We start from the raw sequence: 19449 nt of genomic DNA on the forward strand, positions 1-19449 counted from the left end.
GATGGCGGCATTCGAATATAAGGCCCTCGACAACAAGGGGCGCAGCAAGAGCGGCGTGATGGAGGGTGACTCGGTCCGTCAGGTGCGCCAACTGCTGCGCGAGCAGGGGCTCACCCCCCTCGAGGTGAACGAGACCACCGAGAAGGCAAAACGGGAGGCGACCCGCTTCGCCCTGTTCCGTCGTGGCGCCAGCACAGCCGAGCTGGCCCTGATCACTCGCCAGCTGGCCACTCTGGTGGGGGCCGGCCTCACCATCGAAGAGGCGCTCAAGGCGGTGGCCGAGCAGTGCGAAAAAGCTCACTTGCGCTCTCTGGTGGCGACCGTGCGCAGCAAGGTGGTGGAAGGCTATTCGCTGGCCGACTCGCTGGGGGCCTTTCCCCATGTATTCGACCAGCTGTTTCGCTCCATGGTGGCGGCCGGTGAAAAATCGGGCCATCTGGAGAAGGTGCTCAACCGTCTCGCTGACTACACAGAGCAGCGCCAGCATATGCGCACCAAGCTGCTGCAGGCGATGATCTACCCCATCGTGCTCACCTGTGTCGCCATCGGGGTTATATCGATCCTGCTCACCGCCGTGGTACCCAAGGTAGTGGCCCAGTTTGAACACATGGGCCAGCAGCTGCCGGGCACCACCCGTTTTCTCATCGGCACCAGCGAACTGATGCAGGCCTACGGCCTCTGGTTCCTGCTGCTGATCTTCCTTGGCAGCTTTGTCTGGCGCTGGTGGCTCACCGATGAAAAGCGTCGCCGACGCTGGCATCAGGTGCTGCTCGGCCTGCCGGTGATTGGCCGGGTCAGCCGCGGTCTCAACACCGCCCGCTTCGCCCGTACGTTAAGCATCCTCAACGCCAGTGCGGTACCGCTGCTGGAGGGGATGAAGATCTCCGGCGAAGTGCTCTCCAACGACTTTGCCAGAATGCGCATTCTCGAGGCCGCCGAACGGGTGCGCGAGGGGACCAGTCTGCGCAAGTCGCTGACCGAGACCAAGATTTTCCCGCCCATGATGCTGCACATGATCGCCTCCGGCGAGCAGAGCGGCGAGCTCGACAGCATGCTGGAGCGGGCTGCAGACAACCAGGATCGGGAGTTTGAATCCCAGGTCAATATCGCCCTCGGGGTGTTCGAACCCATGCTGGTGGTCTCCATGGCCGGGGTGGTGCTGTTTATCGTGATGTCGATCCTGCAGCCGATCCTCGAGCTCAACAATATGGTGAATATGTAAGTTTCCGGTGTTCGGTGGCGCCGCTGGCGGCCCGTCGAACCCACCCAGTGATCACTCTCTGATGGGCCATCCCATCTCATTCGTTACGGAGCAACTCATGAACAAACGTCGTCAATCCGGTTTTACCCTGCTGGAAGTCATGGTGGTCATCGTGATCCTCGGCATTCTGGCCAGTCTGGTGGTGCCCAACCTGATGGGCAACAAGGAGAAAGCTGACCAGCAGAAAGCGGTCTCCGATATCGTGGCGCTGGAAAACGCCCTCGACATGTACAAGCTGGACAACAACCGCTACCCGACAACAGAACAGGGCCTGGACGCGCTGGTGACCAAGCCTTCCATCGATCCGGCACCGCGCAGCTACCGCGATGGCGGCTACATCAAGCGCCTGCCGCAAGATCCCTGGGGCAACCCGTACCAACTGCTGAGCCCGGGCCAGTTCGGCAAGATCGACATCTTCTCCATGGGTCTGGATGGTGAAGCCGGTACCGATGATGACATCGGCAACTGGAACCTGAAGGATTTCCAATAAGTGATATGTCGCCAGCGCATTCACTCCGCCTTGCTGGAGCAGCCTGAATGAGGGTTGTTCCATCTGCCCGTCGCCAATCAGGCTTTACTCTGCTGGAAGTGTTGCTGGTCGCCATGCTGATGGGACTAGTGGCCACCGCCGTCACTCTCAGCATGGGAGGCGCCAGAGGAGATCGGGAGCTGGACAAGCAGGCGCGTCGCCTGATGGCGACGCTGCAGCTGGCGCAGGAGTATGCGGTGATGGATGGTCGGCTGGTAGGCATTCGCATCGAGGATAACGGCTGGCAGTTTATGCAGCGTCAGGCCAAGGATCGCAAGTGGCTGGCCCTGACTGGCGACAAGCAGCTGGGGCCGGTGCAACTGGCCGAGAACATGACGCTGGCGCTGGAGCTGGAAGGCTTTGGCTGGCAGCCGGACTCCGACGAGAAAACCGAACAGAAGCGCGACGAGAAGGAGCGCACACCACAGCTGCTGATCTTCCCGGGCGGCGAGCTGAGCCCGTTCGTGCTCACCTTCACCCAGCAGGATGACGAGATGCGCTACACCCGCATCGTCAAGGGGGACGAGTTCGGCCGCCTCACCCTGCTCACCGGCGATGAAAATGAAGAGGTGAGCGAATGAAAGCCAGGGGCATGACACTACTCGAAGTCATGGTCGCACTGGCCGTCTTTGCCATCGCGGGTCTCGCGGTAATGAAAACCACCAGCGAACACCTCTCGGCCCTCAACTATCTGGAGCAGAAGACACTCGCCACCTGGGTGGTAGAGAACCAGCTGGTGCAACAGAAGCTCGAGAACAAGTGGCCCGGTGACAGCTGGGTGGAAGGGGATGAGCAGATGGCGGGCAGCACCTGGTACTGGCGCTATCGCGGCGTCGCCACCGCCGACAACAACTTCCGTGCGCTCGATATGGAAGTGCGCACCGAGGCCAAGGCCGAGAACCCGGTCGCCATGATGCGGACCTATATCAGCCGATGACCCTGCTATCCGCCCGCATGCCTCGCCCCGTCCGTCACGCCGGTTTTACCCTGCTTGAGATGCTGGTGGCCATCGCCATCTTCGCCACTCTCAGCATGGGTGCCTATCAGGTGCTGCAGGGGGTGCTCACCAGCGACGAGGTGGCCAAGCGCAAGGAGGCCCGCCTCAACGAACTGCAACTCGCCTTCACCCTGCTGGAGCGAGACATCACCCAGATGGTGCCGCGCAGCGGTCGCATCGAGGGGGAGAACAACAAGGTGCTGCTGGCGGCCTCCCGGTTCGGCCAGCAGAGCGATGACTGGGGCATGGCCTTTATGCGCAGCGGCTGGCTCAACCCGGACGGCATGCTGCCCCGCTCCCATCTGCAGCGGGTCGGCTGGCGCCTCAAGGATCAGAAGCTGGAGCGCCTGAGCTACCTCTATCCGGATCCGGTGATCGGCACCGAGCCGCGCATCCAGCCGGTGCTGACAGGGGTCACGGCGTTTCGCCTCTACTTCTTCGACAAGGGCAACTGGAAAGAGGAGTGGACCCAGCGCAGCGTGCTGCCCCACGGGCTGGCAGTGGAGCTGGATCTGGAAGATTACGGCACCATTCGCCGTCAGTTCCTGATTGGCGCCGGTGGCCAGCGCGCCGAAGAGAACAGCCAGAGCAGCAACCCCGACCAAGGTGGCAACAACAACAACGGCAATACCAATGGCGGTAATGGTGACAGCCAGAACGGAGGGGGCGCCAATGCGGGCTAATCTCGCCGCCCCCGGTCGCCAGCGCGGCATGGCGCTGCTGGTGGTGCTGCTGATCCTCTCGGTGATGGTGATCATCGCCAGCAATATGAGCGGCCGCCTGCAGCTTGAGCTGCGCCGCACCGCCAACATCACCACAGGCAAACAGGCATGGTGGTATGCCCTCTCGGCGGAAGCGCTGGTAAGCAAGGTGCTGACGCAGGATTTCAAGGACAACCCCGAGGTGGTTAACCTCAGCCAGAACTGGGCCCGCAAGAACACTGTGTTTCCAGTGGATGATGGCCAGCTCAAGGGCGAGGTGACCGACCTGCAATCCTGCTTCAACCTCAACAGCCTGAGCGTGGCCTCCAAGGCGGGAAGCGGCGAGGAGCTGGCGCAGCAGCCCTATCCGGTGCAGGTGTTTCGCGAACTGCTCAAGGAGCTGGCAATGGATGATTACGAGGCGGCCCAGCTCACCGATGCCATTCGTGACTGGACCGACAAGGATACGGTGCTGGTCTCCAGCCTTGGCGCAGAGGACGCCTATTACGAGGGGCTCAAGCCACCCTACCTGACCGCCAACCAGTGGATGTTGGGCAAGGATGAGCTGCGGGCGGTGCGCGGGGTGACGGCCAGGGTCTATGCCAGACTGGCCCCCTACGTCTGCACCCTGCCCAACGACAAGTTGAAGATCAATATCAATACCCTTGCCCCCCAGCGCCCCGAGCTGCTGGTTGCCCTCTATCTGGGCACTATCGGGCTGGATGATGCCAAGCGGGTACTGAATGAGCGGCCACAGAAGGGGTGGAAAGAGAGCAAGCTGATGACAGACATGCTCGCTCCGGTCGATTCGGTGAAAGGGCTGAAAGAGGCGCTGGTGGTCAAGAGCGACTTCTTCGAAGCCCGGGTCGTGGCCGAGGTCGGCGACAACCGGGCCTGGCTCGAAACCCTGTTCCAGCGGGGCAAGGACAATAAACTGGTGATACTGCGCCGCCTCAGTAGCGGCGCCGAATAAACAGCGCACCTGCAGGCCATCGCCTGCGGGTACGAGAGATGTTGGATGCAGCCTGCGGGCTGCGCACCGGTTGCCAGGGCGCACAACGCCCTTTGCAAACCGGTATCGCAGGAGAGAGATGCGTGAGCGAAAGTCTGGTCATCCGACTGGGGACCAATAAACAACAACCCGTGGCCTGGCTGGTCTGGTCCGGTCAGGAGCAGGAGATCATCGCCTCCGGCACCCTGCCCTCGGCCGATGCCCTGAGCGAGCTGCAGGATCGGGCCGGTGGCCGCCCAGTGGTCACGCTAGTGCCGGGCAGCGATCTGATCTTCCGGCGCGTCACCCTGCCGGGTCGCTACAACCGCCAGTCGGCAGCGGCCCTCCCCTACCTGCTGGAGGAGCAGATCGCCTCCGATGTGGACGAGCTCCATCTGGTGGTGCTGGCCCATGAGGGCCAGCAGGTGGATCTGATGGCGGTGGATCGGCAGAAGATGGCCCAGTGGCTCGGCTGGCTCGATGCCGCTGGCCTCAAGAGCCTGCAACTGCTGCCCGATGTGCTGGCGCTGCCACAGGCCGCTGATGGCTGGTCTGCGCTGCAACTCGGCAATGAGTGGCTGGTACGCCAGGGCCCCTGTCAGGGGATCGTCGCCGACGAACCGCTGCTGGCCATCTTGCTGGCAACCGAAGTCGAGCCGGTCACCATCCACAGCCACACCCCGGAGCCCGCCATTGCCGCCGCCAACTGGCAGGCGGCGGAGCCTGAACTCCCTATGCTGCTGCTGGCCAAGGGGGCCCTCACCTGCCGCGCCAACCTGCTGACCGGCCCCTATCGACCCCAGACCGAATATGCCCGCTACTGGTTGCAGTGGCGCAAGGTGGCCATCACCGCAGGCTTGTTGCTGCTGGTGGCCCTCGGCCAGCGCGGGGTACAGCTCTATCAGCTCACCGAGCAGGACAAGGCGCTGAAAGCGGAGATCCGTGCCGTCTATACCCGCATTTTCCCGGGGGAGAGCCGCATCGTGAACGTGCGCAGCCAGATGAACCAGCATCTGCAACAGATGGGACAGGCCCCGCAAAACGGTGTGCTGCTGATGCTCACCGAGCTGGCCCCCACCTTTGCCGAAGTCCCCGGCCTCAAGCCGCAGGTGATGCGCTTTGATGCCAGTCGCCGCGAGCTGCGGCTGCAGGTGACCGCCCCCGGCTTTGCCGAGATCGAGCGGTTCCGCGAGCTGGCGGGCAAGCAATTCGAAGTACAGCAAGGCGAGGTGCGCAGCACCGAGGGCAAGGTTGAAGGGGCGCTGGTGCTCAAGGGTAAATCATCATGATGGAAAAATTGCAGAGCTGGTGGCACGGCATCACAGCACGGGAACAGCGACTGGTGGTTGCTGGCAGCATACTGCTGCTGGTCGGCCTCTTCTACTGGAGTGTCTGGCATCCTCTCAACAACCGCATCGCCGAGCGCGAACGCCAAGTACAAAACCAGCAGCAGACCCTCGCCTGGCTCAAGGAGAAGGGTGAAGAGGTGCTGGCCATGCAGGGTGGAGCGGGTCGCCAGATCGATACCAGCGGCACCCTGGAAGGGGTGGTCAACCGCACCGCCTTCAACCACAAGATCAAGATTGCCCGGCTGCAACCCCAGGCGCAGGAGCTGCAAGTGTGGATCGACACGGTCCAGTTCGATGACTTGCTGCTCTGGCTCTCCACGCTGGTGGAGCAGCACGGCATTCAGGTTCAAATCATCGAGATCGCCCGCGAGGATCTGGCCCCGGGTCTGGTCAAGGTCAGACGTTTGCAGTTGAGTCGTCCACAATGAAAAAACGCATCCTGATTGCCAGCCTGTTTCTGACAGCCTATCTGCTCTTCCTGCTGGCCACCCTGCCCGCGGCGCTGGTGGCTCGCTATCTGCCGCTGCCTGCCAACGTTGCCAACCTGCTGAAACTGGAAGGGGTGAGCGGCACCCTCTGGAATGGCCAGATCGCCCGACTGCAATATGCCAGCGAATCGGTGAACCAGCTGCGCTGGGATCTCAACGGCTGGTCGCTGCTGCGCTTCGCACCCGAAGTGGCCATACGCTTTGGCGATCGCAACGGGCTGAACGGTCAGGGCATTGTCGGCTGGAATGGTGCCGCCTTCGGCCGGGATCTGACCCTCAACGCCCCCGCCCCCTGGTTGCTGAGCCGGGTGCCGATGCGCTTGCCGATCCCGATCACCGTCAGCGGCCAGCTGCAGCTCAAAGTGGAGCAATTTGTCCAGGGCAACCCCTGGTGTGACAACCTCTACGGCAACCTCGACTGGTACAATGCCAGCGCCGATACCCCGGCGGGCAAGCTGGATCTGGCCGACCCCGAGCTGAAACTCACCTGCCTCGACTCCAAACTGGTGGCCGAACTCAAGCAGGGCTCGGATGCGGTACAGACCATGGGTCGCCTCGAGCTGCAACCCAATGGCCAATACCTGTTCCAGGGCACCCTGAAGCCGGGCCCGGAACTGCCACCACAGATGCAGCAAGGGCTCCCCTTCCTCGGACAGCCCGACAGTCAGGGCCGCTTCCCCCTGCGCTATCAGGGGCGGGTCTAACCCCTATCCCGCCGACCCCGGAGCCACTCCGGGGTCAGCTTGTTTATCCCTTTGTGCCTTCTCCTCTCACTGCACTGACCCCCTCAGCTCTTACTCATTCAACTCTCACTTAGCGCAATAACCTCTGCAAGGTGCCTGTTCACCCTCTCCTTCAACCCGCTCAGTGTGGAAAAAGCCCGCCTCCCTCGCCAATCCACTTGCCGTCAATGGTCAATGAGCGAGCACCTTGTCGAAAAAGTGGCAGCTCATCCCCGCCCTTCTGAATGTCAATCAGGTTGCATTCCTTGTGAAATGTGAGCTAGCACCCGTTATTGATCTTTTTCAGCCAACTTGCAGCAATCTTTAAGGCCACAAAAATAACCAACTGAAAAATAAAGATTAAACCAAGGAAAACATCCTCCTTGCGCCCCATCCCATCTCATTTCCGCTGCGCCTGCCCATCAAAAATGTGAGCGACGGCAAAAACCATGGTCAACCAAAGACTATTGATATAGGTATCGAAATACCAGATGAAACCCATGGGTAGATACAATGAGGTCAACTGGAGATGATTGATTTGTCTTGCTAGCACGACAGACACGCATCTCGACCGATCTGTTCATTTGGTTTTCAAGCGTTGAGGGAAGGGTTATGGAAAAGAAGCGTATCTACCTGTTTTGCTCTGCGGGCATGTCCACTTCACTGCTGGTTTCAAAGATGAAGGCGCAGGCGGAAAAATATGATGTGCCGGTGCTGATCGATGCCTATCCGGAGACCCTGGCAGGCGAGAAGGGACAGGATGCCGACCTGGTGCTGCTGGGCCCGCAAATCGCCTACATGCTGCCGGAGATCCAGCAGCAACTGCCGGGCAAGCCGGTCGAGGTGATCGACACCCTGCTCTACGGCAAGGTCGATGGCCTCGGCGTACTGAAGGCGGCAGTAGCCTCCATCAAGAAGAGCCTCGCATAGGTAAGGAGATCCCTGTGAGCAACATCATCGCATCGTTGGAGAAGGTCATACTGCCCATTGCCGTCAAGCTGGGCAAACAGCCTCATGTCAACGCCATCAAGAACGGCTTTATCAAGCTGATGCCCCTGACACTGGTCGGGGCCATGTTCGTACTGATCAACAACGTGTTCCTGAGCTTTGGCGAAGGCTCCTTCTTCTACTCCATCGGTGTGCGGCTCGATCCTGCCACCATCGCCACCCTAGACGGCCTCAAAAGCATCGGTGGCAACGTCTATAACGGCACTCTGGGGATCATGTCCCTGATGGCCCCCTTCTTTATCGGTCTGGCGCTGGCCGAAGAGCGCAAGAGCGATCCCCTGGCATCGGGCCTGCTCTCGGTAGCGGCCTTTATGACCGTCACGCCGTTCAGCGTGGGCGACGCCTATGCGGTGGGCGCCAACTGGCTGGGCGGAGCCAACATCATCTCCGGCATGCTGATCGGTATCGTCGTGGCCGAGATGTTCGCCTTTATCGTCCGTCGCAACTGGGTGATCACCCTGCCTGACAGCGTGCCGGCCTCGGTCTCCCGCTCGTTCTCCGCGCTCATTCCGGGCTTTATCATCCTCTCCATCATGGGGGTCATCTCCTATCTGCTGAGCGATGCGGGCACCAACTTCCACCAGCTGATCATGGACAGCATCGCCAAGCCGCTGTCCAATATGAGCGGTCTGGTCGGCTGGGTCTATGTGGTGTTCTCCTCCTTCCTCTGGTTCTTCGGGGTACACGGCATGCTGGCGCTCACCGCGCTGGAATCCGGCATTCTGTTCCCCTTCGCCCTGGAAAACGTCGCCCTCTACAACCAGTACGGCTCGGTTGAAGCGGCCATCGCGGCAGGCAAACAGTTCCACTTCTGGGCCAAGCCGATCACCGACTCCTTCGTCTTCCTCGGCGGTACCGGTGCCACACTGGGCCTCATCCTGGCCATCTTTATGGTCTCCCGCCGCGATGACTACCGTCAGGTGGCCAAGCTGGGTCTGCCCTCCGGTCTGTTCCAGATCAACGAACCCATCCTGTTCGGCTTGCCGGTCATCATGAACCCCATCCTGCTGGTGCCCTTCATCCTGGTGCACCCGGTACTGATGGGGATCACCATGGCGGCCTACTACGCCGGGCTCATCCCGCCCATCACCAACATAGCGCCATGGACCATGCCGACCGGCCTGGGTGCCTTCTTCAACACCAACGGCAGCGTGGCCGCCTTCTGTCTGGCGATATTCAACCTGGGTGTCGCGACCATGATGTATATCCCCTTCGTGCTGATTGCCAACAAAGCGCAGAACGTCATCGATGAAGAAGAGGAGAGCGAAGAGGATATCGCTCTGGCTCTGAAGTTCTGATAACAGCCATTCCAATGACAGCAAGGGAGGAGCAAAACTCCTCCCCTAACAGCCTGGAGAAGTAACCCATGCAGTATCGTTTTCCGGATAACTTCTGGTGGGGCAGCGCCAGCTCGGCCCCGCAGATGGAAGGCGCCGCCAACCGCGGCGGCAAATCCACCAATATCTTTGACTACTGGTTCTCCATCGAACCGCAGCGTTTCCACAACGGGGTCGGCCCGACCGACACTTCCACCTTCTATGACAACTTCGAGAGCGACATCAAGCTGCTCAAGCAGCTGGGGCACAACAGTTTTCGCACCTCCATCTCCTGGTCACGGCTGATCCCGGACGGGGTGGGCGAAATCAACCAGGAGGCGGTCAGCTTCTACAACGCCGTCTTTGACCGGCTGCTGGCCGAGGGGATCACCCCGCTTATCAACCTCTACCACTTCGACATGCCGATGTGCATGCAGGAGCGTGGCGGCTGGGAGAGCCGGGAAGTGGTGGCCGCCTATGTGCGCTACGCCACCCGCTGCTTCGACCTGTTTGGCGGTCGCATCAAGCACTGGTTCACCTTCAACGAGCCGATTGTGCCGGTCGAGTGCGGCTACCTTGGCCACTACCACTACCCCTGCGTGGTCGATTTTGGTCGGGCGGCCACCGTCGCCTACCACACCGCGCTGGCCCATGCCGGTGCCGTGCAGGCCTATCGCGCCTGCCAGCATGATGGCGAGATCGGCATCATCCTCAACCTGAGCCCAACCTATCCCCGCTCGCAGGATCCGGCAGATCTCGCCGCCTCCCGCATCGCGGATCTGCTGCTCAACAAAAGCTTCCTCGATCCTGCCCTGAAGGGGAGCTACGACCCCGAGCTGATCGCGCTGCTAGAGCAGTACGACTTGCTGCCGCAGATCGAAGAGGGTGACAAGGCGCTGCTCGCCGCCGGCAAGGTGGATATCCTCGGCATCAACTACTACCAGCCGCGCCGGGTCAAGGCCAAAGAGGTGGCTTTGCCGGGTGTACCGCGTACGCCGGAAGATCTGTTCGACTACTACGAGATGCCGGGCCGCAAGATGAACCCCCACCGCGGCTGGGAGATTTACGAAAAAGGGATCTACGACATCCTCACTGACCTGCGAGTCAACTACGGCAACCTGCCCTGCTACATCTCGGAAAACGGCATGGGGGTCGAAGGGGAAGAGCGCTTTATCGGTCCCGAGGGACGGGTGGAGGATGACTACCGCATCCAGTTCATTCGCGAGCACCTCCAGTGGCTGCATCGCGCACTGGAAGAGGGCAGCGCCTGTCGCGGCTATCACCTGTGGACCTTTATCGACAACTGGTCGTGGCTCAACGCCTACAAGAACCGTTACGGCTTCGTCCGCCTCGATCTCAAGAGCCAGCAGCGCACCATCAAGAAAAGCGGCTACTGGTTTGCCGAGGTAGCGCGCAACCATGGTTTTAATTAACGGTTTCAATTAACGCATTTACGTAAGGAACGACACATGTTCGATCTGGACAACATCACTGAAGAGGCCACCACCAGCAACGATCTGGAAGAGGTGGTAATGGGGCTTATCATCAACTCCGGGCAGGCCCGCAGTCTCGCCTACACCGCGCTGAAAAAGGCCAAGGAGGGGGACCTGGCCGCCGCTCACCAGCTGATGGCCCAATCCCGCGAGGCGCTCAATGCCGCCCATCTGGTGCAGACCCAGCTGATCGAGGACGATCAGGGGGAAGGCAAGATCCCGGTCACCCTGGTGCTGGTCCATGCCCAGGATCACCTGATGACCTCCATGCTGGCCCGTGAGCTGATCAGCGAGCTGATCGAGCTGCACGAAAAGCTGCATAACCAATAACCTCCGGACGGGGCGAGAGGCCCCGTCATCGGCCCGCAGATCAGGAAGCGACTCATGAGCGTTAAAACAATCCGGGAAACCGAACTGTTTAACAACAAACCGTTCCACATGTTCATCTACAACAAACAGGTGAGCGGAACCGGTTTGCACCAGCATGACTACTACGAGTTCACCCTGGTACTGACCGGTCGTTACTATCAGGAGGTCAACGGCAAGCGGGTGCTGCTGGAGCGGGGGGACGTGGTGTTTATCCCGCTCGGCTCCCGCCATCAGAGCTTCTACGAGTTCGGCACCACCCGCATCTTTAACGTCGGGATCACCCGTACCTATTTTGACGAGCACTTCAAATACCTGTTGCCGGAACACTTCGTCGCCTCACAGGCCTATCCGCTCAAGAGCGAGTTCCTCAGCTACATCGAGTCGGTGCTGGTCTCGCCGGGGTTTAGGGAAGAGGCGCTGACCGAATTTCTCGAAGTGGTGACCTACGCGGTGATGAACCGGCTGCGTCACTACAAGGACACCTCCGCCAGCGATGATCTTCCGCTCTGGCTCCACGAAACCGTGGAGCGGATGCACGATCGCCCCCTCTTTGCCGAGGATGCGCTGGCCAACATGGTCTCCCTCTGTGGCAAGAGCCAGGAGTATCTGACCAGGGCCACCCGGCGTTACTACAACAAGACGCCGATGCAGATCATCAATGAGATCCGGATCAACTACGCCAAGATGCAGTTGGAGGTGACCAACAACTCGGTGGCCGATATCGCCTTCGAGACCGGCTACAACGACGTCAGCCTCTTTATCAAAAACTTCAAGAAGCTCACCTCGTTTACCCCGGGCAGTTACCGCAAATATCTCTATCCGAAATTCGAAAGTTCAGCCTGAGACCAGCGACTTGCTGACCTAAACAACCCGGTTCAAGAGAACCAATCCATTGTGACCAGCCCCTGCCACAGGCGGCTGCGGCCCCTCTCACCATGAAGACAGAGCGGCCACCATCAAACCTAGAAAGATCGATGAAGAGGGATTTATGAGCGAGAAGATCAAGGTAGTCACCATTGGCGGCGGCAGCAGCTACACCCCCGAGCTGGTCGATGGTTTCATCAAGCGCTATGCCGAGCTGCCCATCAGCGAGCTGTGGCTGGTGGATATTCCCGCTGGCGAAGAGAAACTGAACATCATCTTCGACCTGTGCCAACGGATGATCCGCCAGGCAGGCATCCCCATGACCCTGCACAAAACCCTGGATCGCCGCGAGGCACTGGTGGGCGCCCACTTCGTCACCACCCAGCTTCGAGTCGGCCAGTTGCAGGCGCGGGAGAAGGATGAGCGCATCCCCTTGAGCCACGGCATGCTGGGGCAAGAGACCAACGGCGCAGGCGGCCTGTTCAAGGGACTGCGCACCATACCGGTCATCTTCGACATCATCCGCGACGTGGAAGCGCTTTGCCCGGATGCCTGGCTGATTAACTTCACCAATCCGGCCGGCATGGTGACCGAAGCGGTGCGCCGTCATACCAACTTCCGCCGCTTTATCGGGGTGTGCAACATTCCGGTCGGCATGCAGATGTTTGTGCGCGATGCCCTCCAGCTCACCGAGCATGATCACTTCTCCATGGATTTGTTCGGCCTCAATCATCTGGTCTTTATCGGCGATGTGCTGGTCAACGGCGAATCCCGCTTTGACGAGCTGCTGGAAGGGGTCGCCGATGGCAGCCTGACCCGCGCCAGCTCGGTCAAAAACATCTTCGACTTGCCGTTCGACCCCGGTTTTATCCGCGGCTTGCGCCTGCTCCCCTGCTCCTACCTGCGTTACTACTTCAAGGAGAAAGAGATGCTGGGGATCGAGATGGGCGAGTTCTACAAGGGCGGTGCCCGGGCTCAAGTGGTGCAGCAGGTCGAGAAGAAGCTGTTCGAGCTCTACCAGAACCCCGAGCTGTGCGAAAAGCCCAAGGAGCTGGAGCTGCGTGGCGGCGCCTACTACTCCGATGCGGCCTGCGAGGTGATCAGCGCCATCTACAACGACAAGCAGAGCGAGCACTACGTCATCGTGCCCCATCAGGGCCATGTCACCAATATCCCGGCCGACTGGACGGTGGAGATGAGCTGCCTGATCGGGCGTGATGGCGCCATCCCCCACCCGCGCCTCACCCGCTTTGACGACAAGGTGAACGGGCTGGTGCACCTCATCAAGAGCTTCGAGATAGCCGCCGCCAAGGCTGCCATCAGCGGCGACTTCGATGACCTGCTGCTGGCGATGAACCTCAACCCGCTGATCCACTCCGACAACGATGCCCGCATCGTCGCCCGCGAGCTGCTGCTGGCCCACCGCGAACACCTGCCCAACTTCGCCGCCGCTATCGACGCCCTCGCCTGAGGCCAACACGCCCCGCCCGAACTGGCGGGGTGCTTAACCGCAAGGGAATCCTCATGAGCAAAAGATTGATCATCAACGCCGACGACTTCGGCCTCTGCCGCGCCCAGAACTACGGCATCGTAGAGGCGTTCGAGCACGGGGTCGTCAGCTCCACCAGCGCCATCGTCACCTCCCCCGCTATCGCACACGCCGCCTGGCTGGCCGAACGCTTCCCCGAATTGCCAGTCGGGCTGCACTTTATGCTCAGCTGGGGGAAGCCGCTCACGCCGCTCACCTCGCTGGTGAACGAGCAGGGCGAGCTCAACAAGGGGATCTGGCACAAGAGCGAGGCGGGAGAGCTGGATCTGGCCGAGATATCCGGTGAGCTGGCGAGTCAGTATCAGCGCTTTGTCGCGATTTTCGGCAAGCAGCCGACCCATATCGACAGCCACCACCATGTTCATATGTTGCCGACACTCTACCCGCTGGTGGAGGCTTTCGCCAAGGCGCATGGCCTGCCCCTTCGCATCGACCGGGGCGAAATAGCCCGCCACGGCCTGACCGTCACCCACCCGCAGAGCTGCGATCGGTTCGACGACCGCTTCTACGGCGCGCAGCTGACCCAAGCCAGCCTGCTGCAACTGCTCGATGAGGCCAGTGAACTGGGGGCCCATTCGCTCGAGATCATGTGCCACCCTTCCTTTGTCGATCTTGAAATGCAGGGCAGCTCCTACTGCCAGCCCCGCCTCAACGAACTGGCGAGCCTGACCGACCCGTCCCTGCCCGCCCTTATCGCCGAGCGCGGCTACCGCCTCGCCAGCTATCGGGAGTGGCAATAGCCGCAGGCCATCAGGTGGACCGGTAAAAACCGCAGATACAAAAAAGCCCAAGCGATTGAATCGCTTGGGCTTTCTCTTTGAATATGGCGGAGGAGGTGGGATTTGAACCCACGGATGGTCGCCCATCGCCGGTTTTCAAGACCGGTGCATTCAGCCGCTCTGCCACCCCTCCGAACGGCGTGCATACTACGCTAAGCCCTCGTTCATATGCAATACATATTTCCTGTGGGATAGTGTGCGGGAGCAAAATGGCAGGTGGCTTGAAATTGTTCCTCGTCATCCCTATTTGTTCTACATACAATGCGTAAACATGCAGTAACAAACAGCGATCACGAGGCGGCTGCTCGCCGTCTCACCCGGACATAAAGAGGACACCCAAGATGGATACCCGTTCTATCTACACTGGCACCCAAAGTGCCGTACGCGATACCAACAAGGTGCTGCGTAACACCTATATGCTGCTCTCCCTCACTCTGGGCTTCTCTGCCGTGGTGGCGGGCATCGCGACCGTAATGAACATGCCGCCGCTGCACTGGGCCATCTTCCTCATCGGCGTATACGGTCTGATGTTCCTGACCGAGAAGAATCGCAACAACGGCATGGGGCTGGTCTTCACCTTCGCCCTGACCGGTCTGCTGGGCTATAGCCTGGGCCCCATCATCAACATGTATATGAACAATGGTGGTGGCGAGATCGTGATGACCGCCCTTGGCGGCACCGCGCTCACCTTCTTCGGTCTGTCGGCCTATGCCCTGACCACCAAGCGTGACCTCTCTTTCATCGGCGGCATGCTGTTCGTCGGTTTCTGGGTACTGCTGGTGGCCATGATTGCCAACATCTTCCTGCAGATGAGCGCCCTGAGCCTGGCTCTGTCCGCCATGTTCATGCTCTTCTCCTCCGGTGCCATCCTGCTGACTACCCAGCAGATCGTGCGCGGTGGCGAGACCAACTACATCTCTGCCACCGTCACCCTGTATGTCTCCATCTACAACATCTTCCTGAGCCTGCTGAGCCTGCTTGGCGGCAACCGCAACTAATCAGAAACCCCGCTTCGGCGGGGTTTTTATTGGCGCCGATTTTTGTCAGGATAAGTTGTAAATCAAGGATATGAAGCGAAGTGGCCCTGATTTGGATCAGGGCCACTTCGCGCTTGGCGGGTTACTATCTCGCTCTCGTTTCGATCAAGGGTTTCACCTGTCTCATGCCGATGGATCTCTCTGGCCTGCTGCGCCGACTGCTGACCGATAGTCACATCTACTTCGCTCTCAAGGTGCTGCTGGCCATTCTCGGTCTGCTCGCCTTCACCCTGGCCACCGGCAATATCCAGCTCACCGTGCTGCTCTCCCTCGGGGTCGTGGCGGGTGCCATTGCCGAAACCGACGACAGCCTGTGGGGACGCCTTAAAAACCTCGCCATGACGCTCATCTGCTTCATGTTCGCGTCCCTCTGTGTGCAGTATCTCTACCCCACCCCCTGGCTGTTTGCCATCGGGCTGGCCAGCTCCACCTTTATCTTTGTGATGGTGGGGGCCCTCGGTGCCCGCTACGCCACCATCAGCTTTGGCTCGCTGCTGATCGCCATCTACACCATGCTGGGGGCCGCCAAGGCGCCGGATCTCTTCTACCAGCCGCTGGCACTCGGCGCCGGCGCCCTCTGGTACGGGCTGGTCTCGTTTATCTGGCTCTGGCTGCTGCCCTACAAGACCCTGCACGAGCAACTGGCCCAGAGCTACTTCGCCCTTGGCCGCTACCTGCTGGAAAAGTCCCGCTTCTTCCCGGCGGACGAGCACGGCGCCCAGGCCATTCGCCACAATCTGGCCCAGCTCAACATCAATCTGGTGAGCGCGCTGACCCTCACCAAGTCGGCCCTCAACGCCCGCCTGAGCCGCCGCCATCCGGCGAGCCCCGAGCTGGCCAGCCTGCTGCGCCTCTATCTTCTGGCGCTGGAGATTCACGAGCGAGCCACCTCCAGCCACTATCCCTACAGCCGGTTGGAAGCGGAGCTCAAGCAAGGCATCGTACTGGAAGGATTTCAGGAGGTGTTCCTGCAACTCTCCGAGGCATGCCAGCGGCTGGGTTACGCCATTCTGGTGCACAAGCCCTACGCCCATAACAAGCGCATCCACTGGACGCTGGAGGCCCTAGGCGATCAGCTGGAGTTCACCAATCTCAAGCAGCACTACCCGAAAACCCTGCTGACGCCGATGAAATTCCTGCGCCGCAATCTGGCCAGCATCAACCAGTTGCTGGGCAGCGCCGAAGTGCTGCAAAACCCCGAGCAGCCGGAGCAGGATCTGCCAGCGCTGGCGCGCCCCCCCCGCCTGCCGCTGCTAGCCCAGCTCAAGCAGCACCTCACCTTGCACTCCATGGTGTTTCGCCACGCGCTGCGTTTGTCGCTCGGACTGGTGATCGGCTACGGCATACTGCAAACCTTTGATATGGATAAGGGCTACTGGATTTTGCTGACCGTGCTGTTTGTCTGCCAGCCCAGCTACAGCGCCACCCGCCGCCGACTGGTGCAGCGGATGCTCGGCACCTTCGCAGGTATTCTGGTGGGTATTCCGGTGCTCTGGCTCTTCCCCGAGCTGCACGTTCAGCTGGTGGTGATGGGGCTGGCCGCCTTCCTGTTTTTCACCCAGGTGCGCAACAACTACAGCGCCGCGGTCTGCTTTATCACCCTCTACGTGCTGATGGCGTTCAATCTGCTTGATGGCATCGGCTTTGCCATTCTCGGGCCACGGCTGCTCGATACCCTGCTCGGCTGCCTGATCTCTTACGGGCTGGTGGCCTGGCTCTGGCCGGACTGGCAGTACAAGCGGCTGCCGACGCTTATCGCCAATTCGCTCTCGGCCAACGCCCGCTACCTCTCGGCGGTGCTGGCGAGCCTCAAGCAGCAGCGAGACGAGTCCATCGACTATCGGGTGGCGCGCAAGAGCGCCCATCTGGCAGACAGCGAGCTGGCCACCGCCTGGCAGAGCATGCTGGTGGAGCCGCAAAAGCGCCGCCGCTTCCTCGATCTCTGCTTTACCCTCACCTGGCGCAACCATGCCCTGCTCTCCTACATTTCGGCGCTGGGAGCCCATCGCGACAAGCTGGAGGCCATCAGCGGGCTGGATGAGGTGCGCCACCACATCTGCCACACCTTGGAGCAGGCCGCCGGACATCTGGCGGGCAACCCCTCCAGTTCCATCGGTGGTCAGTGCCCCATTCTTTGCACGGACAGCAGCGAGGAGCAGCTGATGCTGACCCAGCAGCTCAACCTGATCAGCGAGCTGGCGGATCAGCTGCTGCATCTGGCCAACGAGAGTCGGTTGCTCACCGGGGATCAAGGCGCTACCATGCCCGCCCAATCCTGATAGCCCCATTAGCGAGGAGCCCCCATGTCTGCGTCCGAAAAACATCAGCTGGAATTCAACGGCCAACTCATCGAGACCGATGCCAAGGGCTACCTGCTCAACAGCAACGACTGGAGCGAGGAGCTGGCGCTGGTACTGGCTGCGCAGGAGGGGATCACGCTTGAGGAGCCGCACTGGGAAGTGGTGCGCTTTGTGCGCGCCTTCTATCTGGAGTTCAACACCTCCCCCGCCATCCGCGCGCTGGTCAAGGCGATGGAGAAGCAGTACGGCCCCGAGAAGGGCAACAGCCGCTACCTCTACAAGCTGTTCCCGGAAGGGCCCGCCAAGCAGGCGACCAAGATTGGCGGCCTGCCCAAGCCGGTAAAGTGCATCTGATCCCATGCATCTCATCCCATAACAACGGGGGCCGCAACTGCGGCCCCCGTTGTTTTTCATGCGTCTTTCTCACGCACCGCGCATTCATGCCACGCGCACTTCCAGCCAGCCTTATCCCCGCTTGTCAGCCAGCACGACCAGCTGCTCCGCCAGCCGGTGACCGTGCAGGTAGGAGGCGATCAGCTCGCTATCCGCCTTGCCGATTTCAACCTGCTGATACCAGTGCGCCAGCATGGCGGCAAAGCCGCGCTGGGCCAGCACCGGCTGCCAGTCGTTGGGGCTAAGCATCTCGGCCTGCTTATCGCGGGCGATGATGCCGCGAGTGCAGTTCTCAAGGTGCAGGGAGAGGTTGTCGCCGTAGGCATCGATGCGCTCCTCGGTGATCCCGGCGCTGCGGTTCATGCTGCCGCTGATGGCACGATCGCCGCTCTGCCAGCTGACGCTTACCCCAGCCAGCAAGCTGTTGTCCTTCGTATCAGGTCGCAATACCGCATGAAAGTCGCCGCCCGGCACGCCGCCATAGAAGCAGAGGCTGTCGAGCACATGGATAAAGTCGTCGAACAGGAAATCCCGCGCCTTGCCCGGCAGAGCGAAGCGGTGTTTTTGCCAGTTAAGCTCGGTGAGCGGCTGGGCACGGGCAGCATCCATGGCGGGCAGATAGCGGCGGTTAAAGCCGGTAAAGAGGGCGCAATCTTGCGCAATGGCGAGGTTGGCCAGTCCCTCGGCCTCGGCCAGATTGTCGCACAGGGGCTTATCGACAAAGGTAGGGATCCCTGCCCGCAGGCACTGCTCGACCAGCTCGCGGTGAACGGCGGTAGCGGCGTGGATCATCACGGCGTCGGGGCGACTGGCCAGCATGGCCGCCACATCGGTAAAGCACTCGGCGACCCGATACTGGCGGGCCAGCTTTTCCAGCACTGCCGGATTGCGGGTGCAGAGCAGCGGGGTGACCCGCTCGTCGCTCGCCAGCAGCGGCAGATAGGCTTTCTGGGCGATATCCCCCAGACCAATCATGGCAATGCGCATCTCAACTCCTTTTCACTCGATAACGGACAAGCGGATAACTGCCCGCACCATCGCAGGATTTGTCCCGCAGATCCAGCCTGCCGTTAGCGCACTGGCTGGTGGCGGCCGCTCTGTGCAAACGGCGGCGTTATCCGGGCATGGCAAGATCGCTGACCGACTTGATCACCTCGGCCAGCCACTCGATAGCGAGATTGCCCTGGCTTTTGCGATGTCTGCCAACCACCACCTCGAACTGCTGCGGCGTTCCGGTCAGTTCCACGTTGCGAAAATCGCCGAGGGCGGCGATGGCCGACGGAAGGAATCAAATTGGGACACC

General features: G+C 60.8%; 21 protein-coding genes and 1 tRNA gene. 19 read left to right on the top strand and 3 right to left on the bottom strand.

Features of this window, described 5'->3' with window-relative positions; translation table 11 throughout:
• Nucleotide 1 precedes the first annotated feature (1 nt).
• The 16 genes from exeF to chbG all read left to right on the top strand — a co-directional run bounded on the left by exeF (nucleotide 2) and on the right by chbG (nucleotide 14377).
• On the top strand, nucleotides 2–1222 hold the full coding sequence (gene exeF, locus G5306_RS06850; RefSeq protein WP_421312613.1) for a GspF family T2SS innner membrane protein variant ExeF: 1221 nt from the start codon (nucleotides 2–4) through the stop codon (nucleotides 1220–1222).
• A gap of 97 nt (nucleotides 1223–1319) precedes the next feature.
• Nucleotides 1320–1751: a GspG family T2SS major pseudopilin variant ExeG gene (exeG, locus tag G5306_RS06855; RefSeq protein WP_005338297.1), complete on the top strand. Its 432-nt coding sequence runs from the start codon at nucleotides 1320–1322 to the stop codon at nucleotides 1749–1751.
• A 47-nt stretch (nucleotides 1752–1798) separates the two neighbouring features.
• Entirely contained in the window at nucleotides 1799–2371 is a 573-nt protein-coding gene (exeH, locus tag G5306_RS06860; RefSeq protein ID WP_421312614.1) for a GspH family T2SS minor pseudopilin variant ExeH, read from the top strand.
• Complete coding sequence (gene exeI / locus G5306_RS06865) at nucleotides 2368–2727, top strand: GspI family T2SS minor pseudopilin variant ExeI (RefSeq protein WP_421312615.1); 360 nt, start codon at nucleotides 2368–2370, stop codon at nucleotides 2725–2727. The genes exeH and exeI overlap by 4 nt, the downstream gene beginning before the upstream one ends.
• A 17-nt stretch (nucleotides 2728–2744) precedes the next feature.
• Complete coding sequence (gene gspJ / locus G5306_RS06870) at nucleotides 2745–3470, top strand: type II secretion system minor pseudopilin GspJ (RefSeq protein ID WP_421312646.1); 726 nt, start codon at nucleotides 2745–2747, stop codon at nucleotides 3468–3470.
• Nucleotides 3460–4461: a GspK family T2SS minor pseudopilin variant ExeK gene (gene exeK / locus G5306_RS06875; protein WP_266134240.1), complete on the top strand. Its 1002-nt coding sequence runs from the start codon at nucleotides 3460–3462 to the stop codon at nucleotides 4459–4461. The genes gspJ and exeK overlap by 11 nt, the downstream gene beginning before the upstream one ends.
• Nucleotides 4462–4583: 122 nt before the next feature.
• Nucleotides 4584–5768: a GspL family type II secretion system protein ExeL gene (gene exeL / locus G5306_RS06880; protein WP_319919441.1), complete on the top strand. Its 1185-nt coding sequence runs from the start codon at nucleotides 4584–4586 to the stop codon at nucleotides 5766–5768.
• Nucleotides 5765–6256, top strand: coding sequence for a GspM family type II secretion system protein ExeM (exeM, locus tag G5306_RS06885; protein WP_319919440.1), 492 nt, complete (start codon nucleotides 5765–5767; stop codon nucleotides 6254–6256). The genes exeL and exeM overlap by 4 nt, the downstream gene beginning before the upstream one ends.
• Nucleotides 6253–7020: a GspN family type II secretion system protein ExeN gene (gene exeN, locus G5306_RS06890; RefSeq protein ID WP_421203074.1), complete on the top strand. Its 768-nt coding sequence runs from the start codon at nucleotides 6253–6255 to the stop codon at nucleotides 7018–7020. The genes exeM and exeN overlap by 4 nt, the downstream gene beginning before the upstream one ends.
• Before the next feature lie 630 nt (nucleotides 7021–7650).
• Nucleotides 7651–7968, top strand: coding sequence for a PTS sugar transporter subunit IIB (locus G5306_RS06895; protein WP_033135185.1), 318 nt, complete (start codon nucleotides 7651–7653; stop codon nucleotides 7966–7968).
• Nucleotides 7969–7982: 14 nt separating this feature from the next.
• Nucleotides 7983–9344 (top strand): PTS N,N'-diacetylchitobiose transporter subunit IIC, encoded by a 1362-nt coding sequence (chbC, locus tag G5306_RS06900; RefSeq protein ID WP_421171705.1) that lies wholly within the window; start codon nucleotides 7983–7985, stop codon nucleotides 9342–9344.
• A 68-nt stretch (nucleotides 9345–9412) separates the two neighbouring features.
• On the top strand, nucleotides 9413–10795 hold the full coding sequence (locus G5306_RS06905; RefSeq protein WP_421171703.1) for a glycoside hydrolase family 1 protein: 1383 nt from the start codon (nucleotides 9413–9415) through the stop codon (nucleotides 10793–10795).
• A 36-nt stretch (nucleotides 10796–10831) separates the two neighbouring features.
• A complete protein-coding gene (gene chbA, locus G5306_RS06910; RefSeq protein ID WP_421171701.1) occupies nucleotides 10832–11185 on the top strand; it encodes a PTS N,N'-diacetylchitobiose transporter subunit IIA in 354 nt (117 codons plus the stop codon).
• Nucleotides 11186–11239: 54 nt separating this feature from the next.
• Nucleotides 11240–12067 carry a transcriptional regulator ChbR gene (gene chbR, locus G5306_RS06915; protein WP_069554568.1) on the top strand — a complete coding sequence of 276 codons (828 nt, stop codon included), beginning with the start codon at nucleotides 11240–11242 and terminating at the stop codon, nucleotides 12065–12067.
• 145 nt (nucleotides 12068–12212) lie between these two features.
• Nucleotides 12213–13559, top strand: a complete 1347-nt coding sequence (locus G5306_RS06920) for a 6-phospho-beta-glucosidase (protein ID WP_421312616.1) — start codon at nucleotides 12213–12215, stop codon at nucleotides 13557–13559.
• Nucleotides 13560–13612: 53 nt separating this feature from the next.
• On the top strand, nucleotides 13613–14377 hold the full coding sequence (gene chbG / locus G5306_RS06925; protein WP_421312617.1) for a chitin disaccharide deacetylase: 765 nt from the start codon (nucleotides 13613–13615) through the stop codon (nucleotides 14375–14377).
• An 84-nt stretch (nucleotides 14378–14461) separates the two neighbouring features.
• Here chbG and G5306_RS06930 read toward each other — a convergent pair.
• Nucleotides 14462–14549, bottom strand: a tRNA-Ser gene (locus G5306_RS06930).
• 208 nt (nucleotides 14550–14757) lie between these two features.
• Here G5306_RS06930 and G5306_RS06935 point away from each other — a divergent pair.
• From G5306_RS06935 to G5306_RS06945, 3 genes are all read left to right on the top strand, one after another.
• Nucleotides 14758–15414: a Bax inhibitor-1/YccA family protein gene (locus G5306_RS06935; RefSeq protein WP_227342215.1), complete on the top strand. Its 657-nt coding sequence runs from the start codon at nucleotides 14758–14760 to the stop codon at nucleotides 15412–15414.
• A 164-nt stretch (nucleotides 15415–15578) separates the two neighbouring features.
• Entirely contained in the window at nucleotides 15579–17732 is a 2154-nt protein-coding gene (gene yccS, locus G5306_RS06940) for a YccS family putative transporter (RefSeq protein ID WP_421205452.1), read from the top strand.
• A gap of 24 nt (nucleotides 17733–17756) precedes the next feature.
• A complete protein-coding gene (locus tag G5306_RS06945) occupies nucleotides 17757–18107 on the top strand; it encodes a TusE/DsrC/DsvC family sulfur relay protein (protein ID WP_019446869.1) in 351 nt (116 codons plus the stop codon).
• Between the two features lie 111 nt (nucleotides 18108–18218).
• Here G5306_RS06945 and G5306_RS06950 read toward each other — a convergent pair whose 3' ends face one another.
• Both G5306_RS06950 and G5306_RS06955 read right to left on the bottom strand, forming a co-directional pair.
• The gene (locus G5306_RS06950) at nucleotides 18219–19133 is read right to left on the bottom strand and encodes a Gfo/Idh/MocA family protein (protein ID WP_421208563.1); all 915 of its coding nucleotides are present in this window, start codon (nucleotides 19131–19133) and stop codon (nucleotides 18219–18221) included.
• 127 nt (nucleotides 19134–19260) lie between these two features.
• Complete coding sequence (locus tag G5306_RS06955) at nucleotides 19261–19392, bottom strand: hypothetical protein (RefSeq protein ID WP_421251832.1); 132 nt, start codon at nucleotides 19390–19392, stop codon at nucleotides 19261–19263.
• Nucleotides 19393–19449: the final 57 nt, after the last annotated feature.

It is taken from the genome of Aeromonas sp. 603404, assembly GCF_049171775.1.
GTDB classification, from domain to species: domain Bacteria; phylum Pseudomonadota; class Gammaproteobacteria; order Enterobacterales; family Aeromonadaceae; genus Aeromonas; species Aeromonas veronii_A.

Coding starts and splice junctions, on each gene's coding strand:
- exeF (WP_421312613.1), top strand. CDS start 2: ATGGCGGCATTCGAATATAAGGCCCTCGACAACAAGGGGCGCAGCAAG.
- exeG (WP_005338297.1), top strand. CDS start 1,320: ATGAACAAACGTCGTCAATCCGGTTTTACCCTGCTGGAAGTCATGGTG.
- exeH (WP_421312614.1), top strand. CDS start 1,799: ATGAGGGTTGTTCCATCTGCCCGTCGCCAATCAGGCTTTACTCTGCTG.
- exeI (WP_421312615.1), top strand. CDS start 2,368: ATGAAAGCCAGGGGCATGACACTACTCGAAGTCATGGTCGCACTGGCC.
- gspJ (WP_421312646.1), top strand. CDS start 2,745: ATGCCTCGCCCCGTCCGTCACGCCGGTTTTACCCTGCTTGAGATGCTG.
- exeK (WP_266134240.1), top strand. CDS start 3,460: ATGCGGGCTAATCTCGCCGCCCCCGGTCGCCAGCGCGGCATGGCGCTG.
- exeM (WP_319919440.1), top strand. CDS start 5,765: ATGATGGAAAAATTGCAGAGCTGGTGGCACGGCATCACAGCACGGGAA.
- exeN (WP_421203074.1), top strand. CDS start 6,253: ATGAAAAAACGCATCCTGATTGCCAGCCTGTTTCTGACAGCCTATCTG.
- G5306_RS06895 (WP_033135185.1), top strand. CDS start 7,651: ATGGAAAAGAAGCGTATCTACCTGTTTTGCTCTGCGGGCATGTCCACT.
- G5306_RS06905 (WP_421171703.1), top strand. CDS start 9,413: ATGCAGTATCGTTTTCCGGATAACTTCTGGTGGGGCAGCGCCAGCTCG.
- chbA (WP_421171701.1), top strand. CDS start 10,832: ATGTTCGATCTGGACAACATCACTGAAGAGGCCACCACCAGCAACGAT.
- chbR (WP_069554568.1), top strand. CDS start 11,240: ATGAGCGTTAAAACAATCCGGGAAACCGAACTGTTTAACAACAAACCG.
- G5306_RS06920 (WP_421312616.1), top strand. CDS start 12,213: ATGAGCGAGAAGATCAAGGTAGTCACCATTGGCGGCGGCAGCAGCTAC.
- chbG (WP_421312617.1), top strand. CDS start 13,613: ATGAGCAAAAGATTGATCATCAACGCCGACGACTTCGGCCTCTGCCGC.
- G5306_RS06935 (WP_227342215.1), top strand. CDS start 14,758: ATGGATACCCGTTCTATCTACACTGGCACCCAAAGTGCCGTACGCGAT.
- yccS (WP_421205452.1), top strand. CDS start 15,579: ATGCCGATGGATCTCTCTGGCCTGCTGCGCCGACTGCTGACCGATAGT.
- G5306_RS06945 (WP_019446869.1), top strand. CDS start 17,757: ATGTCTGCGTCCGAAAAACATCAGCTGGAATTCAACGGCCAACTCATC.
- G5306_RS06950 (WP_421208563.1), bottom strand. CDS start 19,133: ATGCGCATTGCCATGATTGGTCTGGGGGATATCGCCCAGAAAGCCTAT.